Annotated in this window: 19 protein-coding genes; 7 read left to right on the top strand and 12 right to left on the bottom strand. The window is 72.1% G+C overall.

Annotated features, from left to right (window positions below; all coding sequences use genetic code 11):
- Positions 1-68 precede the first annotated feature (68 nt).
- Positions 69-569, top strand: coding sequence for a hypothetical protein (locus ACZ516_RS26070; RefSeq protein ID WP_469011795.1), 501 nt, complete (start codon positions 69-71; stop codon positions 567-569).
- Here ACZ516_RS26070 and ACZ516_RS26065 read toward each other — a convergent pair.
- The gene (locus ACZ516_RS26065; RefSeq protein ID WP_469011793.1) at positions 532-1,704 is read right to left on the bottom strand and encodes an acyl-CoA dehydrogenase family protein; all 1,173 of its coding nucleotides are present in this window, start codon (positions 1,702-1,704) and stop codon (positions 532-534) included. The genes ACZ516_RS26070 and ACZ516_RS26065 overlap by 38 nt on opposite strands.
- 358 nt (positions 1,705-2,062) lie before the next feature.
- Here ACZ516_RS26065 and ACZ516_RS26060 point away from each other — a divergent pair, with 358 nt between their 5' ends.
- Positions 2,063-3,307 (top strand): glycoside hydrolase family 18 protein, encoded by a 1,245-nt coding sequence (locus ACZ516_RS26060; RefSeq protein WP_358912627.1) that lies wholly within the window; start codon positions 2,063-2,065, stop codon positions 3,305-3,307.
- Between the two features lie 64 nt (positions 3,308-3,371).
- On the opposite strand, the gene ACZ516_RS26055 is transcribed toward ACZ516_RS26060, so the two are convergent.
- Positions 3,372-3,998 carry a TetR/AcrR family transcriptional regulator gene (locus ACZ516_RS26055; protein WP_358912625.1) on the bottom strand — a complete coding sequence of 209 codons (627 nt, stop codon included), beginning with the start codon at positions 3,996-3,998 and terminating at the stop codon, positions 3,372-3,374.
- A 171-nt stretch (positions 3,999-4,169) separates the two neighbouring features.
- Here ACZ516_RS26055 and ACZ516_RS26050 point away from each other — a divergent pair, with 171 nt between their 5' ends.
- Positions 4,170-4,784, top strand: coding sequence for a DUF6230 family protein (locus tag ACZ516_RS26050; RefSeq protein ID WP_361078504.1), 615 nt, complete (start codon positions 4,170-4,172; stop codon positions 4,782-4,784).
- On the top strand, positions 4,781-5,770 hold the full coding sequence (locus ACZ516_RS26045) for a DUF6114 domain-containing protein (RefSeq protein WP_469011853.1): 990 nt from the start codon (positions 4,781-4,783) through the stop codon (positions 5,768-5,770). The genes ACZ516_RS26050 and ACZ516_RS26045 overlap by 4 nt, the downstream gene beginning before the upstream one ends.
- A 42-nt stretch (positions 5,771-5,812) precedes the next feature.
- Here ACZ516_RS26045 and ACZ516_RS26040 read toward each other — a convergent pair whose 3' ends face one another.
- Positions 5,813-5,959, bottom strand: coding sequence for an SCO1431 family membrane protein (locus ACZ516_RS26040; protein WP_358582290.1), 147 nt, complete (start codon positions 5,957-5,959; stop codon positions 5,813-5,815).
- Positions 5,960-6,170: 211 nt separating this feature from the next.
- On the opposite strand from ACZ516_RS26040, the gene ACZ516_RS26035 reads away from it, so the two are divergent.
- Complete coding sequence (locus ACZ516_RS26035) at positions 6,171-7,688, top strand: M1 family metallopeptidase (protein ID WP_469011791.1); 1,518 nt, start codon at positions 6,171-6,173, stop codon at positions 7,686-7,688.
- A 76-nt stretch (positions 7,689-7,764) separates the two neighbouring features.
- On the opposite strand, the gene ACZ516_RS26030 is transcribed toward ACZ516_RS26035, so the two are convergent.
- The gene (locus ACZ516_RS26030; protein ID WP_469011852.1) at positions 7,765-9,120 is read right to left on the bottom strand and encodes a peptidase C39 family protein; all 1,356 of its coding nucleotides are present in this window, start codon (positions 9,118-9,120) and stop codon (positions 7,765-7,767) included.
- Positions 9,121-9,414: 294 nt separating this feature from the next.
- On the opposite strand from ACZ516_RS26030, the gene ACZ516_RS26025 reads away from it, so the two are divergent.
- Both ACZ516_RS26025 and ACZ516_RS26020 read left to right on the top strand, forming a co-directional pair.
- Positions 9,415-10,068 carry a uridine kinase family protein gene (locus ACZ516_RS26025; protein WP_469011790.1) on the top strand — a complete coding sequence of 218 codons (654 nt, stop codon included), beginning with the start codon at positions 9,415-9,417 and terminating at the stop codon, positions 10,066-10,068.
- Between the two features lie 444 nt (positions 10,069-10,512).
- The gene (locus ACZ516_RS26020; protein ID WP_469011850.1) at positions 10,513-12,447 is read left to right on the top strand and encodes an AAA family ATPase; all 1,935 of its coding nucleotides are present in this window, start codon (positions 10,513-10,515) and stop codon (positions 12,445-12,447) included.
- Positions 12,448-12,475: 28 nt separating this feature from the next.
- On the opposite strand, the gene ACZ516_RS26015 is transcribed toward ACZ516_RS26020, so the two are convergent.
- From ACZ516_RS26015 to ACZ516_RS25980, 8 genes are all read right to left on the bottom strand, one after another.
- Positions 12,476-13,573 (bottom strand): hemolysin family protein, encoded by a 1,098-nt coding sequence (locus ACZ516_RS26015; RefSeq protein ID WP_358698602.1) that lies wholly within the window; start codon positions 13,571-13,573, stop codon positions 12,476-12,478.
- Positions 13,570-14,913, bottom strand: a complete 1,344-nt coding sequence (locus ACZ516_RS26010; protein WP_358698604.1) for a hemolysin family protein — start codon at positions 14,911-14,913, stop codon at positions 13,570-13,572. Before ACZ516_RS26010 ends, ACZ516_RS26015 begins: the two co-directional genes overlap by 4 nt.
- 206 nt (positions 14,914-15,119) lie before the next feature.
- Positions 15,120-15,560, bottom strand: a complete 441-nt coding sequence (locus ACZ516_RS26005; protein ID WP_358582277.1) for a PH domain-containing protein — start codon at positions 15,558-15,560, stop codon at positions 15,120-15,122.
- A gap of 21 nt (positions 15,561-15,581) precedes the next feature.
- Entirely contained in the window at positions 15,582-16,430 is an 849-nt protein-coding gene (hisG, locus tag ACZ516_RS26000; protein WP_358582275.1) for an ATP phosphoribosyltransferase, read from the bottom strand.
- A 55-nt stretch (positions 16,431-16,485) separates the two neighbouring features.
- Positions 16,486-16,758, bottom strand: a complete 273-nt coding sequence (locus tag ACZ516_RS25995) for a phosphoribosyl-ATP diphosphatase (RefSeq protein ID WP_135330016.1) — start codon at positions 16,756-16,758, stop codon at positions 16,486-16,488.
- A 35-nt stretch (positions 16,759-16,793) separates the two neighbouring features.
- On the bottom strand, positions 16,794-17,279 hold the full coding sequence (gene ribH / locus ACZ516_RS25990; RefSeq protein WP_361078522.1) for a 6,7-dimethyl-8-ribityllumazine synthase: 486 nt from the start codon (positions 17,277-17,279) through the stop codon (positions 16,794-16,796).
- A 52-nt stretch (positions 17,280-17,331) separates the two neighbouring features.
- Positions 17,332-18,621, bottom strand: a complete 1,290-nt coding sequence (locus ACZ516_RS25985; protein WP_361078525.1) for a bifunctional 3,4-dihydroxy-2-butanone-4-phosphate synthase/GTP cyclohydrolase II — start codon at positions 18,619-18,621, stop codon at positions 17,332-17,334.
- Positions 18,618-19,217 (bottom strand): nicotinamide mononucleotide transporter family protein, encoded by a 600-nt coding sequence (locus ACZ516_RS25980; RefSeq protein ID WP_358582317.1) that lies wholly within the window; start codon positions 19,215-19,217, stop codon positions 18,618-18,620. Before ACZ516_RS25980 ends, ACZ516_RS25985 begins: the two co-directional genes overlap by 4 nt.
- Between the last annotated feature and the right edge of the window lie 29 nt (positions 19,218-19,246).

Here is a 19,246-nt window from a genome sequence, read left to right as displayed (position 1 = left end):
GGTGCCGTGAACTGACGCCCTAATCCGCCAGGCGGTGACCAAGGTGCCGCGGCCTCCGTTGGCCTGGCATGACCCCCACGGACATGGGCCCCACACACGTTCCCAGCGGCCGCCGACGGCGCACCCTGGTGACGGTGCCCGCCTCCGCAGAATCGGTTCCCCAGCGGCCCCAGCAGGTCGACCCGCGCCGGCAGCCCTACCAGCAGCCGCTCCCCCAGCAGCCGCTCTCCCAGCAGGCGTACCAGCAGCCCCGTCGGCCCCAGCCGCATCAGCCGCCCCGGCAGCAGCCGTACGAGCAGTCGGCATACGAGCAGTCGGCGTACGAGCCGCAGACGTACCAGCAGCCCTTCCAGCAGCAGTCGTTCCAGCCCCACGCCCCGCAGCAGTCCCGCCTGCCGCAGCCGCCCCACCAGGACCCGCCGATCTACCGCGCCCTGCTGCGCCACTGGTCCGACCGCGACCGGACCCTGCCCGGGCGGCACGACCCGGAGTGGGCCCGGCTCGTCACGCCGACCGTCGCCCTGGGGCAGTTCAGCGGGACTCGGGACCCGCGAGGTGACGGGCGATGACCATGCGCTGGATCTGATTGGTGCCCTCGACGATCTGCAGCACCTTGGCCTCGCGCATGAAGCGCTCCACGGGGAAGTCCGCGGTGTAGCCGTAGCCGCCGAGCACCTGCACGGCGTCCGTGGTCACCTTCATCGCGGCGTCCGTGCACAGCAGCTTCGCCATGGCCGCCTGCTTGGCGAACGGCCGGCCCGCGTCGCGCAGCCGGGCCGCCGACAGATACAGCGCCCGGCCCGCCTCGATCTGCGTCGCCATGTCCGCGAGCATGAAGCGAAGTCCCTGGAAGTCCGCGATGGCCCGGCCGAACTGGCGCCGCTGCGTGGCGTATCCGAGCGCCTCGTCCAGTGCCGCCTGGGCCACGCCGATGGCGCAGGCCGCGATGCCGAGCCGCCCCGAGTCGAGCGCGGAGAGGGCGATGGCGAAGCCCTGCCCCTCGTCCCCGATCCGGCGGGAGTCCGGGACGCGTACGCCGTCGAAGTGGATCTGGGCGGTGGGCGAGCCCTTCATGCCCATCTTCTTCTCGGGCGCCGCCGCGTTCAGCCCCTCGGCGTCGCCCGGCACCAGGAAGGCCGTGACGCCCCGGGCGCCCTCGCCGCCGGTGCGGGCGAGCACGGTGTAGAAGTCGGCGACCCCGCCGTGCGTGATCCAGGCCTTGGTGCCGTCGATGACCCAGTCGTCGCCGTCGCGCACGGCCTTCGTGCGCAGGGACGCGGCGTCCGAACCCGACGCGGGCTCCGAGAGGCAGTACGCGCCGAGGAGGCCGCCGCCGAGCATGGCGGGCAGGTGCTCGGCCTGCTGCTCCTTGGTGCCGTACCCGGCCAGGGCGTGACAGGACAGGGAGTGGACGCTGACGCCGAGGCCGACGGTCAGGCGCGCGGCGGCCAGTTCCTCCAGGACCTGGAGGTAGACCTCGTAGGGCTGATCGCCGCCGCCGAATGCGGAGTCGTAGGCGAGGCCGAGCAGGCCGGCCTCGGAGAGCAGGGTGAAGACCTCGCGCGGGAAGCGCCCGGCCTCCTCTTCCTCGGCCGCCCTCGGGGCGATCTCGCGCTGGACGATGTCCCGGACGAGCGAGAGCAGATCCCTGGCCTCATCCGTCGGCAGTTGGCGGTCCACCGGCTGCGGGGCGTGGTCGGGCATGACGCTCTCCTCCCTGTGGGGCTACGGCGGACGCCCGCGAAGGGTGAGGCGGCGACGCCGGAAACGATGCCGTGAGCCAGGGTCTCCTTTCGGGTCACGAAAGCGGCTGACCAGCGGCTGCGGCGCGTTGAGTATGCCCGATCGGCGGCACCCAGTCACTAGTTAACGACCGCTTACTCGAAAGATGTCTCTCGATCGTCACCCGCCGCCGGATTGGTACGAACCATTGACCGTACTGGTCTAGTCCTCCTACTGTTCCCCGCAACGCCTCACCGCGTTCATGCCAAGCGCTTCCCCGCGCACCAGTAGGTCCACGGCACGACTTCCCCCTCCCTGTTTCCCCCCACGAGGAGACACGATGCTCAGACCGCACTCCCCCCGCGCCGGCCTCCGGGCCGCCCTCGCCACCGCCTGTTGCGCCGCTCTCGGCGCGGGTCTGCTCACGGGCGCCGGCAGCGCCGCCGCCGAGCCGGACCGCGCCCCGGCCGCGGCGGCGGCCGCCGGTTCCAAGGTCGTCGGTTACTTCACCGAATGGGGTGTCTACGACCGCAATTACCACGTCAAGAACATCGAGACGTCCGGCTCGGCGGACAAGCTCACGCACATCAACTACGCCTTCGGCAACGTCCAGGGCGGCAAGTGCGCGATGGGCGACGCCTACGCGGCCACCGACAAGGCGTACCCCGCCGACCAGTCGGTGGACGGCGTGGCCGACACCTGGGACCAGCCGCTGCGCGGCAACTTCAACCAGCTGCGCAAGCTGAAGAAGAAGCACCCGAACCTCAAGGTGCTGTGGTCCTTCGGCGGCTGGACCTGGTCGGGCGGCTTCACCGAGGCCGCCAAGAACCCCGAGGCCTTCGCCAAGTCCTGCTACGACCTGGTGGAGAACTCCAAGTGGGCCGATGTCTTCGACGGCATCGACATCGACTGGGAGTACCCGAACGCCTGCGGTCTGAGCTGTGACACCAGCGGGCGCGCCGCGTACAAGAACCTCATGTCGGCGGTCCGTTCGAAGTTCGGCAGCGGCAACCTCGTGACCGCGGCGATCCCGGCCGACGCCTCGGCGGGCGGCAAACTCGACGCCGCCGACTACGCGGGCGCCGCCCAGTACGTCGACTGGTACAACCCGATGACGTACGACTACTTCGGCGCCTGGGACGCGAAGGGCCCGACCGCCCCGCACTCGCCGCTGACCTCCTACAGCGGCATCCCGAAGGCCTCGTACCACTCCGACGCCACCATCAAGAAGCTGACGGGCCTCGGCATCCCCTCGCAGAAGCTGCTGCTCGGCATCGGCTTCTACGGCCGCGGCTGGACGGGCGTCACCCAGAAGGCGCCCGGCGGCACCGCCACCGGCCCCGCCGCGGGCAAGTACGAGCAGGGCATCGACGACTACAAGGTCCTCAAGACCAAGTGCCCGGCCAACGGCACGGTCGGCGGGACCGCGTACGCGTACTGCGGGAACAACTGGTGGAGCTACGACACCCCGGCGACCATCGCGGGGAAGATGAACTACAAGAACCAGGCGGGCCTCGGCGGCACGTTCTTCTGGGAGCTGAGCGGCGACACGGCGGGCGGTGAGCTGATCAAGGCCATCAACTGACGTTGCTCAGGAACGCGTCAGGGGCGGGGGCCGGCCGGCTCCCGCCCCTGACGCGTGCGCGGTCTCAGGGCCGCCGCGCCGGCGCCGGGTACGACGGCTCGAAGTCCTCGATGACGCGCAGCGTGTCCCCGAGGGTGCGCACGAGCAGCGCGCAGACCGTCGCGCGCGGCAGGTCCCGGCGGCCGATCCAGTCGAGGGTGACGCCCTCGACGCTGCACAGCCAGCCGAGCAGCGCGGTGCGGACGAGGCACGGGACGTCCTTGTGGCCGTACGTCCCCTCGGCGATCGTCCCCATCATCGCCTCGCGCACGCCGTCCCGTATCGCGTGCACCTCGGCGTCGAAGCCGACGCCCCCGCTGATGATCGCGCGGTAGGCCGCCTGGTGGTGCTCGGCGTAGCGCAGATACCCGTCGACGGTGCGCTGCACGCGCTCGACGGGCGGCAGGTCGTCGTGGCGTGCCGCGCGCGCGACGAGGTCGCCGACGGAGTCCTCGATGATCGCGAGGTAGTACCCGCGCTTGGACTTGAAGTAGTAGTAGATCAGCCCCTTGGCGACGCCCGCGTGTCGGGCGATGTCGTCCATCGACAGGGCGTCGTAGGACGTGTCGGCGAACAACTTCCGGCCGATGGTGATGAGTTCGGCGCGCCGTGCCGCGGAGCGGTCGCCGCCGCGCTGTTGACTATTATTCAATTGCGGCCCTAGTCTCCAACTGCCGTGGGATGTCCGCAGTATGGCAGAGCGGCACCCGCTGCCCACCGGCTCCCGACGGCGCTTCACGCACCCCCTCTTGCGCACCCGTGCGCAGCCTTGCGCACTCCTACGCACGCTCGACGACGCGGAACGACGTACGGGAGGAAGACAGTGAGCGCAGCACGCGACGCGTTACGCGAGGGCAGGACCTCCTGGAAGAAGACGGCCGTGGTGGCCCTGCCGGCCGTTCTGGCCGTCGGCGCACTGGCCGCGGTGATGGCCGAGGGCGCGCTCGCCGCGTCCTTCGCCGTGTCGGGCACCAGCTTCCAGGTCTCCTCGGGCAAGCTGACCAGCGAGGGCCTGTCCTCGTACGTCCAGACGGACCGGGACATCGACGGCAAGGGGCACCCGGTGGCGCTCCTCGGAATCGGTGACGCCACCCTGTCCGACATCTGCCAGGCCGCCGAGGTGAAGACCCCGGTCGGCACGGTCGTCTTCAAGCTGACCGCGGGCGGCGACGCGGGCGAGGTCACCGCGAGCAATCTGATCATCGACGCCGAGGACCTGGTGGGCGACGCCCGCTTCGGCACCGCGGAGATCGGCCGGGACGCCTCGACGCTGGACGAGGTGGCCGGGGTCAAAGGCGACAAGGGCAAGTTCGGGCTCCAGGCCGGGGACATCACGGTCTCCGGGGTGAAGTCGCACGCCTGGTCGGCGACCGGCGGCAACTTCCGGCTCAAGGGCATGCGGGTCGACGTCAGCCTCGGCGGCAAGAAGTGCTTCTGACCGGCGGCTCCTCGGGCGGCGTCCGGGGCCCCCGCAAGGACGGCGGCGGCCGGCTCGACCGGCTGCTGCCCTGTCCCGAGCGGCGGCGGACCGTCCGCCGCTGGCGGCGCACCCGGCCCTTCTGGGGCGGGCTGCTGCTGATCCTCGGCGGCGCCGAACTGCTGCTCGTGCCGCTGTCGCCGGTGACGGTCCTGGTGAGCCTCGGTCTCGGCGGGCTCGCGGCGCTCGGCATCGGGATCGCGCTGGTGGTGGCCGGTCTCTTCCTGTGGTTCCTGCCGCACACCCGCCACTACGTGAGCCTCAACGCCCTGCTCCTCTCGGTGCTGTCCTTCGCCGCCACCAACCTCGGCGGGTTCCTCGTCGGCATGCTCCTCGGCATCGCCGGCAGCGCCATGGGCTTCGGCTGGACGCCGGTCCCCGAGGACGCCGAGGAGGACCCCGCCCGGCCCAAGGCGCGGGACGGGCAGGGCACGCGGACGCTCGCCGTGCTGCTGCCGGTGCTGATCGTCGCGGGGACGGTGAACGGGAACCCCGCGAAGGCCGCCCCGGCCGGCGCGCGGCCCGCCGCCCCGTCGACCGTGGCGGCGCGGACCCCGCCGACCATCACCACGGCGCTCTTCGCGCCCCAGGGCTTCATCGTGGCGGGCGTCACCGAGATCCCGACCGCCGACGGGCCGCTGAAGGTCATGGTGCTGCGGATGAAGGCGGCCTCGCTCACCGACTACCGGCTCAGGACGCGGGACGGCGGCGGGGAACTCGCCCTCGGCGCCGACACGCTGGACCTCAGCGGCTCGGTCACGCTCTACCTCACCAAGTTCAAGGGGTGCGTCGAAGGCCTGCTGTGTCTGACCTTCACCCCCGACAGGCTGCCGGTGCCGCCCCTCGTACCGCCGTTCGTCTTCATGACGGACGTGAGCGCCGAACAGGCCCTGGTCAGCTCGGACTCGATCGTGGCCGGCGGGCTCTCCCTCACGGCCTCGGCGTGAGGGGCGGGGCGTGACGGGCGCGGTATGAGAGCCGCGAGCGGGTCACAGCAGGCCGGTCTGGGTGACGAGCATCGCGAGGACGACGACGAGGGTCCAGCCCGCGAGGTGCTCGAAGAGGGTCGGCCCGTCTTCCTCGGGGCCGCCGGTGCGGGCTCCGACGCGAACGGCGGTGGCAGAGAAAGCGGTCATGTTCTTCTCACTGATTCTTCCGGCAGTGGTGTCCCCCCACGGAACCCCTCCACCATGCCAGCACTAAACCCGTTTGTGAGAGAGAGCTTGGTCACGCCCCGGACCTGCCCTCCGCAACTCGGACGGAACGTCCCGCAACTCGGACGGAACGCCGCGCGTCTAGGACGGAACACGGCGCGTGTACGCGCAGCATCCGACCGAGAGGTTCCCGATGAGCACCGACCGGACGACCCACCGCGGAGCGCGGCTCGCCCTCGCCGCCGCGATCACCGCGGCGGCCGCCCTCACGGCACCCGCCTCCCAGGCCGCCCCGGCCTCAGCCTCCGACTCCACCTCCACCTCCACCGAGAAGCCGACGCCGGGCGCGCCCGGTATCGGGGACCCCCTGTTCCCCCTGGACGGGAACGGCGGGTACCGGGTGGACCGCTACTACCTGGACTTCGACTGGCAGGCGCCGAAGACGCCGTTCGCGGCGACGACGACGATCAGGGCCACCTCCACGCAGGCCCTGTCGCGCTTCAACCTCGACTTCGCGGGCAACACCCTGCACACCGTGACCGTGGACGGCGCGCGGGCCGGCGCCTCCCGCGAGGGCGACGAGCTGACCGTCACGCCCAAGTCCCCGATACGCGACGGCAGTTCGTTCACGGTGAAGGTCACCTACACCGCCGACCCGAGCCAGACCCGGCACCGCGACGACGCGATCGAGGACTACGGCTGGATACCCACGCCCGACGGCACGGTGGTCTACCCCCAGCCGAACGGCGCCCGGCTGATCTTCCCGGCCGACGACCACCCCAGCCGACGGGCCCCCGTCACCTTCCGCATCACCACGCCGAGCGACCGCACGGCCGTCGCCAACGGCAGACTGGTCTCGCGCACCAAGGTCCCCGGCGACCGGGTGCGCTGGACGTACGACTCCGAGCAGCCGCTCTCCACCCAGTTGGTGCAGCTGGCGGTCGGCAGGTTCCGGCTGGTCGACGGCGAGGGGCCCGGCGGCCTCCCGCTGCGGGACGTCGTCCCCGAGACCCTGGTCGAGCCGACGGCCGAGTACCGCGGGCTCACCCCCGACCACCTGAAGTGGCTGGAGGAGAGGCTCGGCCCCTACCCCTTCCACCGGTACGGCATCCTCGTCGGCGACACCGACCTCGGTGTGGCCCTGGAGACCCAGACGCTCTCCCTCGTCCCCAAGGCCGACCTGCTGGGCACGAAGGTCGACGCCGAGCGGAACATGGTGCACGAGCTGACCCACCAGTGGTTCGGCGACAGCGTCGCCCTCAAGAGCTGGTCCGATCTGTGGGTGAGCGAGGGGCACGCCCGGTTCTACGAGCGGCTGTACTCCGAGGCACACGGCGGCGACAGCTTCGAGGCGGCGATGAAGACCGCGTACGCGGCGCACGACCAGTGGCGCAAGGACTACGGCGCCCCCGCCGAACCCACCGAGCCGAACCTCTTCAAGCGCATGCGCTACGACGGCTCGGCCCTCGTCCTGTACGCGCTGCGCGAGCGGGTCGGCGACGCGACGTTCCAGAAGATCGAGCGTGCCTGGCTCAGCGGCTTCAAGGGCCGCGCGGCGGGCACCGAGGACTTCGTCGACCTGGCGTCGAAGGTCGCGGGCGAGGACCTGGAGGGCTTCCTCCACCCCTGGCTGTACGGCTCGAAGACGCCGCCGATGCCGGGGCACCCGGACTGGGTGGTGAACCCGGTGCCGTCGCCGCGGCGGGCCTGATCACGGGAGACGGCGCGGGCCCCTGCCCCCCTGCCGTGCGGCGGGGCGCCTTCGGGGCAGGGGCCCGCGGCCTAGCTCAGCGGATCCCGACCGCCGCCAGCGCCTCGCGGCGGCGCGCCGAGAGCTTGGTGGGGAAGTACAGGTAGCAGACGCCACCGGTGCCGGAGACGACCTTGCCGGTGGCGTTGTAGCGCTTGGTGCGCAGCCAGACGTTCTCGAACTCGCGGCGCTTGTAGACGCGGCGCACCGCGGGGTCGGTGGGGGAGGCCGGGTCGTTGGCGATCACGTCGCCGTCCGCCGTGAAGCCGATGACCGTCATCAGGTGGCCCGCCGTGCCGTACCCGGCACCCGTCAGCTCCTCCTTGAGGAACGACTGGGAGGTGATGGCCGGGATGCCCGCGGCGATCAGCGTCTCCAGCTCGCTCAGCGAGGCGAGGCGGGTCACGACGCCCTGGAGGTCCCGGTACGTCGCCGCGTACGCCGCGTTGAAGGGCCAGTTGCCGCAGCCGTTGTACTGGTAGTCGAACGTGAAGCGGGCCGCGTGGCACACCTGCGGGTCGGCATAGGAGGGATCGACCCAGGCGAGGTCGCCCGGGGTCGGCTCGCGGCCCCAGTACTCGATGATCATCTGCGAGGAGGTGGGGCTGCACCAGGCCTCGCCGCCGTTGTCGTACTGCGGGTACTGGCCCTTGTGGATCTCCTGCGAGTAGCGCGGGACCGCCAGCTCCTCGGCGAGTCCCGGCCGGGAGGCGGGGACCGTGAAGCGGTCGGGGACGGCCGAGGCCATCACGCCGAGCCGCCAGACCGTGGGGGTCGCGGCACTGCCCGGCCTGCGGTGGAGCGTCAGGCGCAGCTCGTACGAGACGACGCGCGGCCCGGCGTCCGTGTCGTCCAGGGAGAGCGTGTCCGTCCACACCGTCGACCTGCCGTCGGTCTGGCCGTCGACGGAGGTCCGCCGGATGTCGGTCTCCTCGTCGTCGCCCGAGGCCCAGCGGCCCATCACGTACCAGGGGCTCTGCGTGCCGTCCGCGTACGTGCCCCGCAATTCGACCTGGATCCAGGTGCCGGCGGGCGTGCGGGCGTTCCAGGAGGCGATCAGCTCCGTCGCGGGGACCGTGGTGCGGTGCGTGGGCGAGGTCCAGCGGGCGTACTCCCACTCGGCGGTCCTGCCGGTGTGCGGGTCGGTGTACGTGGTGCGGCCCGCCGGCTTCCCGATCCGCAGCCCGGGGCGGACCCCGGCGACGGCGACGGCGCCCTCGGCGGTACCGGCGCGCCAGTGCGCGTACGAGGTCCAGAAGCGGTTGTCCACCGGACGGTCGGCGCGCGGCGGCCGGCGCGCCGGCGACGGCCCGCCCGAGGCCAGGGCGGGGCCGGTGGCCGCCGCGAGGGCCGCCACCGCGGCACTCGCGGCGAGCACGTTTCTGCGGGACATGGCGCCTGGGGCGGACAGGCCGTCCCGGTGCGGGGCGGCCCCTTCGCGCGGGGCGTCGTCAGCTCGGTCGAAGCGGTCAGCTCGGTCCATGGGGACCCCCAGTCGACGTGGTTTCCGGCGGGATCCGGAAGGATGTCGGGTCGAATGCACGGAAGTGGGCCAACTATGGCGGGTCCCCGCCGACTTCTGCCAGCGCTTCGGACACCGCCGTGCGCACCAATATTGGCCTCCACCACTGGCATGACCGGCGGCGGCGCGCGGAACACCCGCTTCCGCGGTCGTACGCTGGCCGTGATGACCCCTGACGCGCCGACCCCCGCCACCCCGCTCCCCCGTATCGCGGCCGCCCTGCGGAGCCTGCCGCCGTCCTGCGGCCCGGTGCGGCTGATCGCCGTGGACGGGCACGCCGGCTCGGGGAAGTCGACGTTCGCCCGCCGGCTGGCCGGGGCGCTGGGCGGGGCGCCGGTGCTGCGGCTCGACGATCTCGCGAGCCACGGCGAGCTGTTCGGCTGGACGGAGCGGGCGCTGCGGCTCGTGGGGCCGCTCTCGCGCGGCGAGGGCGCGCGCTATGCCGCGTACGACTGGCACGAGCGCCGCTTCGGCGCGGCGCAGGAGGTCCTGCCGGCCGCGCCCGTGGTGCTCGTCGAGGGGGTGGGCGCGGGCCGCCGCGCGCTGCGGGCGCACCTCGCGGCCGTGCTGTGGATGGACGTGCCGCGTGCGACGGCGTGGCGGCGTGGACGCGAGCGGGACGGGGCGGCCCAGCGGGACTTCTGGGACGGATGGGAACCGGCGGAACGCGAGCACTTCACCGAGGACCCTTCCCGGCCCTTCGCCGACCTTCTGGTGCGGCAGTGCCCCGAGGGATACGTGGTGGAGCCGGGACCCCGTGGGACACCGGTCGGAACGGAATTCATCACTCAGGGTGATGGGTCGTCGGCGGTCCGCTGAACCTTTCGGGGGCCGCTTCCGCATGGCCCCGGCAGTTTCCATGAGTGCCCCAACTCCGCTTGACCCAGGGGCCTTACAGGACTTACGTTCTGGATGTGCGGACTTACGAGACCGCCCGCAGACGCGAAGCCCCCGGTTGTTCCCCCGTGATCGGGGGCTTCGTTCTGCCCTCCGGGCCCACTTTTCGGCCGCTGCGAGCCGTCATTCGCTCACCCTCGGTTACCACCGCTCGCGCTCCCCGACGCCCTTTTCCGGCCGATCCGGCGGTGCGGCACCCTACGGCCGACCGCTCCTGCGCAGGTACGATGCCTATCGGTGCGCCTTTTCGGACGGCTGCTCTGCGCGCCTGATCAACTCCCGTCCACAGCACGGCGGTTCAGCGCAGTGGCCGACGGGCACCGGCCCGGTGGCTGGCAAACGGGGGCACGGTTCGTGGGGGACGTGATGGACTTCGACGCGATGGGCACACCCGCACCGGCCGACCTCGCCTGGCTGCGGGGCGTCGACGCCTACACGGTGGGCGCCTACCCGCAGGCCGAGGAGGAGTTCCGCACGGCGGTGCGGATGGATCCGGGGATGGCCGACGGCTGGCTCGGCCTGCACGCGCTGCGCGTCGACACGACGACGGCGCTGCTGCGGATGTTCCAGCACCGGGACAGGTTCGGGGAGCAGCGCACACGGCACACCCGCACCCTCAACTCCTGGTACTGGCTGGGCTGGTGGGTCCAGCCGGTGCTGGAGAGCGCGCGGGATCTGCTGCTCGCGCACGCCTCGCACTGGCTGGACGGCCGGCACGTCCCCGAGCTGGACCGGGCGCTCGCGGGGCTGCCGCCCGTCGACGCGGATCCGCAGGTGCGCTTCCTGCACGCCTGCCGCGCCTATCTGGTCAAGGACTGGGAGCAGCTGGTCCGGCACACCGACCCGCTGATCGACGACCCGATGCTCGGCATCGAGGCCGGGCTGTTCGGCGGCATGGCCCGGGTGCGCCTGGAGATGTACGGGCAGGCCGAGCCGCTGCTGTCCACCGCCCTGATGCGCTGCCGCAGCGAGCAGCCCCAGCGCAAGGAGCTGCGGTACTGGCTGGCCAGGGCCCACGAGGGCACCGGCCGCTCCGCCGCCGCCCTGCCCCTGTACCGGGCCGTGCACCGGGTCGACTCCTCCTTCATGGACACCTCGGCGCGGCTCGCGGCCATCTCCGAGGGCGACGGCTACGACGAGGCGGCCGATCTGGCCGCCGCGATCAGCCTGGCGGGCGGCGGCCAGGACGCGCTGGAGGGGCCCGACGGCATCGACGTCCTCTTCGGCACCGAGGGCCGTGACGTGAAGGTCACCCCCGAGCCGCCCCCGGGAGGCGGCCCGCCGGGACCGAGCGGACCGGCGGGGCAGAACACCGGTCCGGCGGGGCAGAACGGCCCCGGCCGGTCCGAGGCCGACGCCGTCCGCGAGAAGGCGATCATCCCGATCAAGCCCGGCCCCGCGCAGCCGCCCCCGGGCACCACCGACCCGGCGCTCCTCGCGGCCGCCCTGTCGGAGCTGGAGGGCATGGTCGGCCTGGATCCGGTCAAGCGCCAGGTCAAGGCGCTCTCGGCGCAGTTGAACATGGCGCGGCTGCGGGCCGCGCAGGGCCTGCCGGTCCAGCCGCCGAAACGGCACTTCGTCTTCTCCGGCCCCTCGGGCACCGGCAAGACCACCGTGGCCCGCATCCTCGGCCGGGTCTTCTACGCGCTGGGGCTGCTCGGCGGCGACCACCTGGTGGAGGCCCAGCGCGCCGACCTCGTCGGCGAGTACCTGGGGCAGACCGCCGTGAAGGCCAATGAGCTGATCGACTCGGCGATCGGCGGCGTCCTCTTCGTCGACGAGGCGTACTCCCTGTCCAACTCCGGCTACGGCAAGGGCGACGCGTACGGCGACGAGGCCCTTCAGGTCCTCCTCAAGCGGGCCGAGGACAACCGCGATCACCTCGTGGTGATCCTCGCGGGCTATCCCGAGGGCATGGACCGGCTGCTCGCCGTCAACCCGGGTCTGTCCTCGCGCTTCACGACACGCGTCGACTTTCCCTCGTACCGCCCCCTGGAACTGACCGCCATCGGCGAGGTGCTGGCCGCCGACAACGGCGACAAGTGGGACGAGGAGGCGCTCGAAGAGTTGCGCTCCATCAGCGGGCACGTCGTCGACCAGGCCTGGATCGACGAGCTGGGCAACGGCCGCTTCCTGCGCACCCTCTACGAGAAGAGCTGCGCCTACCGCGATCTGCGGCTCTCGGGCTATCCCGGTGAGCCAGGCCGCGAGGACCTGTCGACGCTGCGGCTCCCCGATCTGATGCAGGCCTATGGAGAGGTGCTGTCGGGGCGGGGACCGCGGGACGCGCCGGGGATGTGAGTCCGGGGCACGGCCCGCGGCCCGCCGGTCAGCCGGGCCGGCCGACGAGGGCGCCGTCGAGCTTCTCCCGGGTCCCCTTGGTGTCCTGGGCCCTGCGGGGCACGGTGACGCGGTGCGCGGGGTCGCGGACCTTGCCGACCAGGAGTTCCAGGACGTCCTCCAGGGCGACCAGGCCGAGCACCTTGCCCGAGGCGTCGGCGACCTGCGCCAGATGGGTCGCGGCGCGGCGCATCACGGTCAGGGCGTCGTCCAGCGGGAGCTCCGCCCGCAGCGTCGTCATCGGGCGCCAGACCTGCTGCGGCACCGCCCGCTCGGTCTCCTCCAGGTCCAGTACGTCCTTGACGTGGAGGTAGCCCATGAAGGCGCCGTTCTGCGCCTGGATCGGGAAGCGGGAGTAGCCGGTGCGCCCGGTGAGGTCGATGACCTGGCCCGGGGTGACCGAGGCGTCCACACTCACCAGGGACGCGCGGTCGAGCAGGACGTCCGTCACCGGGCGCGAGCCCAGTTCCAGGGCGTCCTCCAGGCGCTCCTGCTCCTCGGGGTCGAGCAGGCCCGCCTGGCCGGAGTCCTCCACGAGGCGGTTGAGCTGCTCGCTGGTGAAGACCGCCTCGACCTCGTCCCTTGGCTCCACCCGGAAGAGCCTGAGGACGAGGCGCGCGCACGCCCCGAGGGCCGCCGTCACCGGCCGGCACAGCCGGGCGAAGGTGACCAGGCCCGGGCTGAACCAGAGCGCGGTCTTCTCGGGCGCCGCCATCGCGAGATTCTTCGGGAGCATCTCGCCGACGACGAGGTGCAGGAAGACGACGACCGCGAGCGCGATCACATAGCCCAGGGGATGGACCATGCCCTCGGGCAGGTGGACCGCGTGGAAGAGCGGCTCCAGGAGGTGGGCGACGGTCGGCTCGGCGACGGCGCCGAGCGTCAGGGAGCAGACGGTGATGCCGAACTGGGCGGCGGCCATCATCTGCGGCAGGTGTTCGAGGCCGTGGAGGACCTGGCGGGACCGCTTGGTCCCCAGGGGCTCGATCTGGCTGCGGCGCACGGACACCAGCGCGAACTCGGCGCCGACGAAGAAGCCGTTGGTGAGCACCAGGAGCACGGCGAAGAGGAGTTGCAGCAGACTCATCGGCTCGCCTCCGTGGCGCTCGCGGCGAGCGGGGCGTCCGCCGTCACGGCGATCCTGACCCGCTCGGCCCGGTTGTGCCCGACCTGGCGCACCGAGAGGCGCCAGCCCGGGAGTTCGGCGCGGTCACCGGGGGCCGGGATGCGTCCGAGCAGGTCGGCGACGAGGCCCGCGACGGTCTCGTAGGGCCCCTCGGGCACGTCGAGGCCTATGCGCTGCAAGGTGTCGACACGGCAGCCGCCGTCGGCGTCCCACGCGGGCCTGCCGTCCTCGGGCGGCGCCGCGCACAGCTCGGGCAGGTCGTGCAGGTCGTGCTCGTCGCGCACCTCGCCGACCAGCTCCTCGACGATGTCCTCCAGGGTGACCACCCCGGCCGTGCCGCCGTACTCGTCGACGACGACCGCCATGGGCTGCTCGCTGCGCAGCCGCCCCAGCAGGGGCTGCACGGGGAGGGTCTGGGGGACCAGGAGCGGGGACCGGGCGATGCGGCTCACCGGGGTGCGCAGCCTCTCGTGGGCGGGCACCGCGAGGGCGTCCTTGAGGTGCACCATGCCGATGATCTCGTCGATCCGCTCGCGGTAGACGGGGAAGCGGGACAGGCCGGTGGCGCGCGTCAGGTTGACCACGTCCTCGGCGGTCGCCGACGACTGGAGCGCGCTGACCTTCACGCGCGGCGTCATGACGTGCTGCGCGGTCAGCTCGCCGAGGGAGAGGGTGCGGACGAACAGGTCGGCGGTGTCCTGCTCCAGGGTGCCGGCCTGGGCCGAGTGGCGGGCCAGGGAGACCAGTTCGCCGGGGGTGCGGGCCGAGGCGAGTTCATCGGCGGGCTCGACGCCGAGGGCGCGCACCAGCCGGTTGGCCACGGCGTTCAGGAGGGCGATCACGGGCCGGAAGAGCCGCGAGAAGGCGTGCTGCGGGCCCGCGACGAACCGCGCGACCTGCAGCGGCCGGGAGACCGCCCAGTTCTTGGGCACCAGTTCGCCGACGACCATCTGCACGGCGGACGCCAGCAGCATGCCGACGATCACGGAGACCCCGCCGACGGCGCCCTCGGGGACGCCGAGCGCCGTGAACGGGCCCGCGAGCAGGTGGGCGAGGGCCGGTTCGGCGAGCATGCCGACGACGAGCGAGGTGATGGTGATGCCGAGCTGGGTGCCGGAGAGCTGGAAGGACAGCTCCTTGAGGGCACCGACGACCGTGCGGGCCCGGCGGTCGCCGTCGGCCGCGGCCTTCTCCGCGTCGGCCCGCTCGACGGTGACGAGGCCGAACTCGGCCGCCACGAAGAAGCCGTTGGCGAGAATGAGCAGGAATGCCGCCGCGAGGAGGAGCAGGGGGACTGTCATGCCGCCGCCCCTCCGGTCGTTCGGTTCCCGGTGTGTCGGGAGAGGGCGGCGCAGGTACTACAGGACGATCCGTCCATCGCCGGAGGGTGTCACTCCTCGGGTAGCAGGAGCCCCTGGGGGCCGGGCGGGCCCGTCAGGGGCGGGGCGGCACACCTTGCGTGCCCCGCCACCAGATTAATCAGAACGTCAAGACACTGCGCGCGATGTCAGTCGCCCGGCGGTGTGCGGGCGTCCACGAGGGCGCGCAGGGCCCGGGAGTCGGCGATGGCCTGCTGCCTGGCGATGCCGGGCTGGATGCCCAGGGCCGGCAGGCTGGTGCCGTCGCTGAGGTTCAGGAACACCCAGGGGTCGCCGGGGCGCAGGGTGACCTGGATGATCTCGGCCCAGGCCAGACGCCTGCTGGTCGCGATGTTGACGACGGTCACGCCGGAGTCGTCGGCGACCACCTTGGGCCTGCTGAGCAGCACGAGCACGCCGAAGAGCAGGGCGCCGGTGAACACGAAGCTGGTCCGCTCCCCCGCGCTGAGGTGGGGCAGCAGCAGGGCGATCACCGTGAGGACAACGAACATCGCGGCCCCGGCGGTGAGCATGACGACCCGGGTCCGCCGGGGGCGGAAGGTGACGGGCAGGGCGGGAAGGTCGGACATGGGATGCGGGCTCCGGCCGGTTCAGAGACGGCAGGCGTGGATGGCGGTGGTCAGGATGGCCCGCGCGCCGAGGGCGTACAGGTCGTCCATGACGCGCTGCGCCTCCTTGGCGGGGACCATGGAGCGCACGGCCACCCAGCCCTCGTTGTGCAGCGGGGAGATCGTCGGCGATTCGAGGCCGGGAGTGAGGGCGACGGCCCGCTCCAGGTGCTCGGCGCGGCAGTCGTAGTCCATCATCACGTACGACCGGGCGACCAGGACGCCCTGGAGGCGGCGCAGGAACTGCTGCACCTTGTCGTCGTCGCCGTCGGCGCCGGCGCGCCGGATGACGACCGCCTCGGACTTCATGATCGGCTCGCCGAAGACCTCAAGGCCCGCGTTGCGCAGGGAGGTGCCGGTCTCCACGACGTCCGCGATGACCTGGGCGACGCCCAGTTCGATGGCGGTCTCGACGGCGCCGTCGAGGTGGACGACGGAGGCGTCGACGCCGTGGTCCGCGAGGTGCTTGGCGACGATGCCCTCGTAGGAGGTGGCGACGGTCTTGCCGGCGAGGTCCTCGATGCCGTGGGCGGTGCCCGGCTTGGCGGCGAAGCGGAAGGTGGAGCGGGCGAAGCCGAGCGGCAGGATCACCTCGGCGTTCGCCCCGGAGTCGACCAGCAGGTCCTGGCCGGTGATGCCGATGTCCAGCCGGCCGGCCGAGACGTAGATCGCGATGTCCTTGGGCCGGAGGTAGAAGAACTCGACCTCGTTCTCGGGGTCGACGAGGACGAGTTCCTTCGACTCCTTGCGCTGCTGGTAGCCGGCCTCATGGAGCATCGCCGACGCAGGTCCGGACAGTGAACCCTTGTTGGGGACGGCGATGCGCAGCATGAGGTCGGATTCCTTTGCGTGAAGGGGTGTGGGGCCGGCTCGGATGACGTGCGGCTCAGAGGTGGGCGTAGACGTCGTCGAGGGAGATGCCGCGGGCGACCATCATCACCTGGACGTGGTAGAGCAGCTGCGAGATCTCCTCGGCGGCGGCTTCCTTGCCCTCGTGCTCGGCGGCCATCCAGACTTCGGCGGCCTCCTCGACGACCTTTTTGCCGATGGCATGGACGCCCTTGTCGACCAGCTCGGCGGTGCGGGAGGTCGCGGGGTCGCCGTTGGCGGCCTTGTGCTGGAGCTCGGCGAAGAGCTCCTCGAAAGTCTTCTTGGACATGATGCCGTTCACTCTACGCGGCCGGGGGGCGCCGCTCAGCGCCAGGGCTCGGAGACGGTGCGCAGCGTGGTCGCGGTGGCCACGGCCGCGGTGACCGCTTCGTGCCCCTTGTCCTCGCGGGAGCCCTCGATGCCCGCGCGGTCGAGGGCCTGCTCCTCGGTGTCGCAGGTGAGCACGCCGAAGCCGATGGGGACGCCGGTGTCCACGCAGACCTGGGTGAGGCCCTGGGTGACGCCCTGGCACACGTACTCGAAGTGCGGGGTGCCGCCGCGGATGACGACGCCGAGCGCCACGATGGCGTCGTAGCCGCGTTCGGCGAGGACCTTCGCGACGACCGGCAGCTCGAAGCTGCCCGGCACGCGCAGGACGGTCGGCTCGCTGATGCCCAGCTCGCCGAGGGCGCGCAGGGCGCCGTTCACGAGGCCGTCCATGACCTTCTCGTGCCACTGCGCGGCGATCACCGCGACCCGCAGGTCTCCGCAGTTCTTCACACTCAGTTCGGGTGCGCCCTTGCCGCTCACGCGCTTCTCCTTCGGGTCCGTCGACAGCAGTCGTGGAAAGTTGGGGGGTGTCTTACTGGTTGCCGCAGGGTGAGACGCCGGGGGTGTCCAGCCAGGGCAGGTCGTGGCCCATCCGGTCCCGCTTGGTGCGCAGGTAGCGGAGGTTGTGCTCGCCGGCCGTGACGGGCATCGGCTCCCGTGCGGTGATCCGCAGGCCGTGCCGCAGGACGGCGTCGGTCTTGTCGGGGTTGTTGGTCATCAGGCGGACGCTGCGCACGCCGAGGTCGTCCAGGATCCGCGCGCCCGCGCCGTAGTCCCGGGCGTCGGCGGGCAGGCCGAGCTCCAGGTTGGCGTCGAGGGTGTCGCTGCCGCGCTCCTGGAGTTCGTAGGCCCGCAGTTTGGAGAGCAGGCCGATGCCGCGCCCCTCGTGGCCGCGGAGGTAGACGAGGACGCCGCGTCCTTCCTCGGTGATGCGCCGCATGGACTCCTCCAGCTGCGGGCCGCAGTCGCAGCGCAGGGAGTGGAAGACGTCGCCGGTCAGACACTCGGAGTGGAGCCGGGCCAGGACGGCCTCGCCCTCGCCGAGCTCGCCGTGGACGAGGGCGACGTGCTCGACGCCGTCGACGGTGGAGCGGTAGCCGTAGGCGGTGAAGTCGCCGAAGGCGGTGGGCAGTTTGACCTCGGCCTCGCGGCGGACGGTGGGCTCGCTGGAGCGCCGGTAGGCGATCAGGTCCGCGATGGAGATGATCGTCAGTCCGTGCTTGCGGGCGAAGGGGATCAGCTCCGGCAGGCGGAGCATCTTGCCGTCCTCGCCCGCGATCTCCACGATGGCGCCGGCGGGGCGCAGGCCCGCGAGGCGGGCGAGGTCGACGGCGGCCTCGGTGTGGCCGTCGCGGGCGAGCACGCCGCCGGAGCGGGCGCGCAGCGGGAAGATGTGGCCGGGCCGCACGAAGTCGTCGGCGGCGGCCGTCCCGCGGGCGAGCAGTTGGAGGGTGGTGGCGCGGTCGGCGGCCGAGATGCCGGTGCTCACGCCGTGGGCGGCCGAGGCGTCGACGGAGACGGTGAAGGCCGTGCTCATCGACTCGGTGTTGTTCTCGACCATCTGCGGCAGGCGCAGCCGGTCGAGTTCCTCGGCCTCCATGGGCGCGCAGATCAGGCCGCGGCACTCGCTCATCATGAAGGCGACGATCTCGGGGGTCGCCATCTCGGCGGCGACGACGAGGTCGCCCTCGTTCTCGCGGTCCTCGTCGTCGACGACGACGACGGGGCGGCCCGCGGCGATGTCGCGGACGGCCTGCTCGACGGGGTCGAGGGACAAGTCCTCGACGTCGTCCGTGCTGTATCGGACAGGTGCCGTGGTCATGCCGGGGCTCCTTCGATGACGTGCTTCGAGGCCGCCGCGCGGGAGCGCAGCCACCAGTCGCGCATGCCCCACAGGACGAGGGCGAGGTAGACGACGTAGACGAGGCCGGAGAAGGCCAGGCCGCTGCTGAAGGCGAGGGGCACGCCGACGACGTCCACGAGCAGCCAGGCGAACCAGAACTCGACGAGGCCGCGCGCCTGGGCGACCATCGCGGCGAGCGTGCCGACGAAGATGTAGGCGTCCGGCCAGGGGTTCCAGGACAGCGAGGGCACGGCGGTGAACAGCGCGCCAACGGCGAGCGTGCCGAGGGCGGTGCCGCCGAGGAGGATCCCCCGCTCCTTCCAGCTCGCGAAGCGGATGGCGATGGAGCCGTCCTGCGCCTGCCGCTTGCCGCGCGTCCACTGCCGCCAGCCCCACAGCGCGACGCCGATGACGAGGAACTGCTTGCCGACGCCGCCGGACAGCTCCGCGGCGGCGTACGCGGCGACGAGGATGACGCCGGACAGGAACTGGGCGGGCCAGGTCCATATCGAGCGCCGCCAGCCGAGGGCGAGGGCGATGAGACCGACGGTGTTGCCGATCATGTCGGACCACATGATGTGCTGGTCGAAGGCCGTGAAGGCCT

The organism is Streptomyces sp. NPDC034037, assembly GCF_055575715.1.
This window is presented reverse-complemented; position numbering and strand designations above follow the sequence as displayed.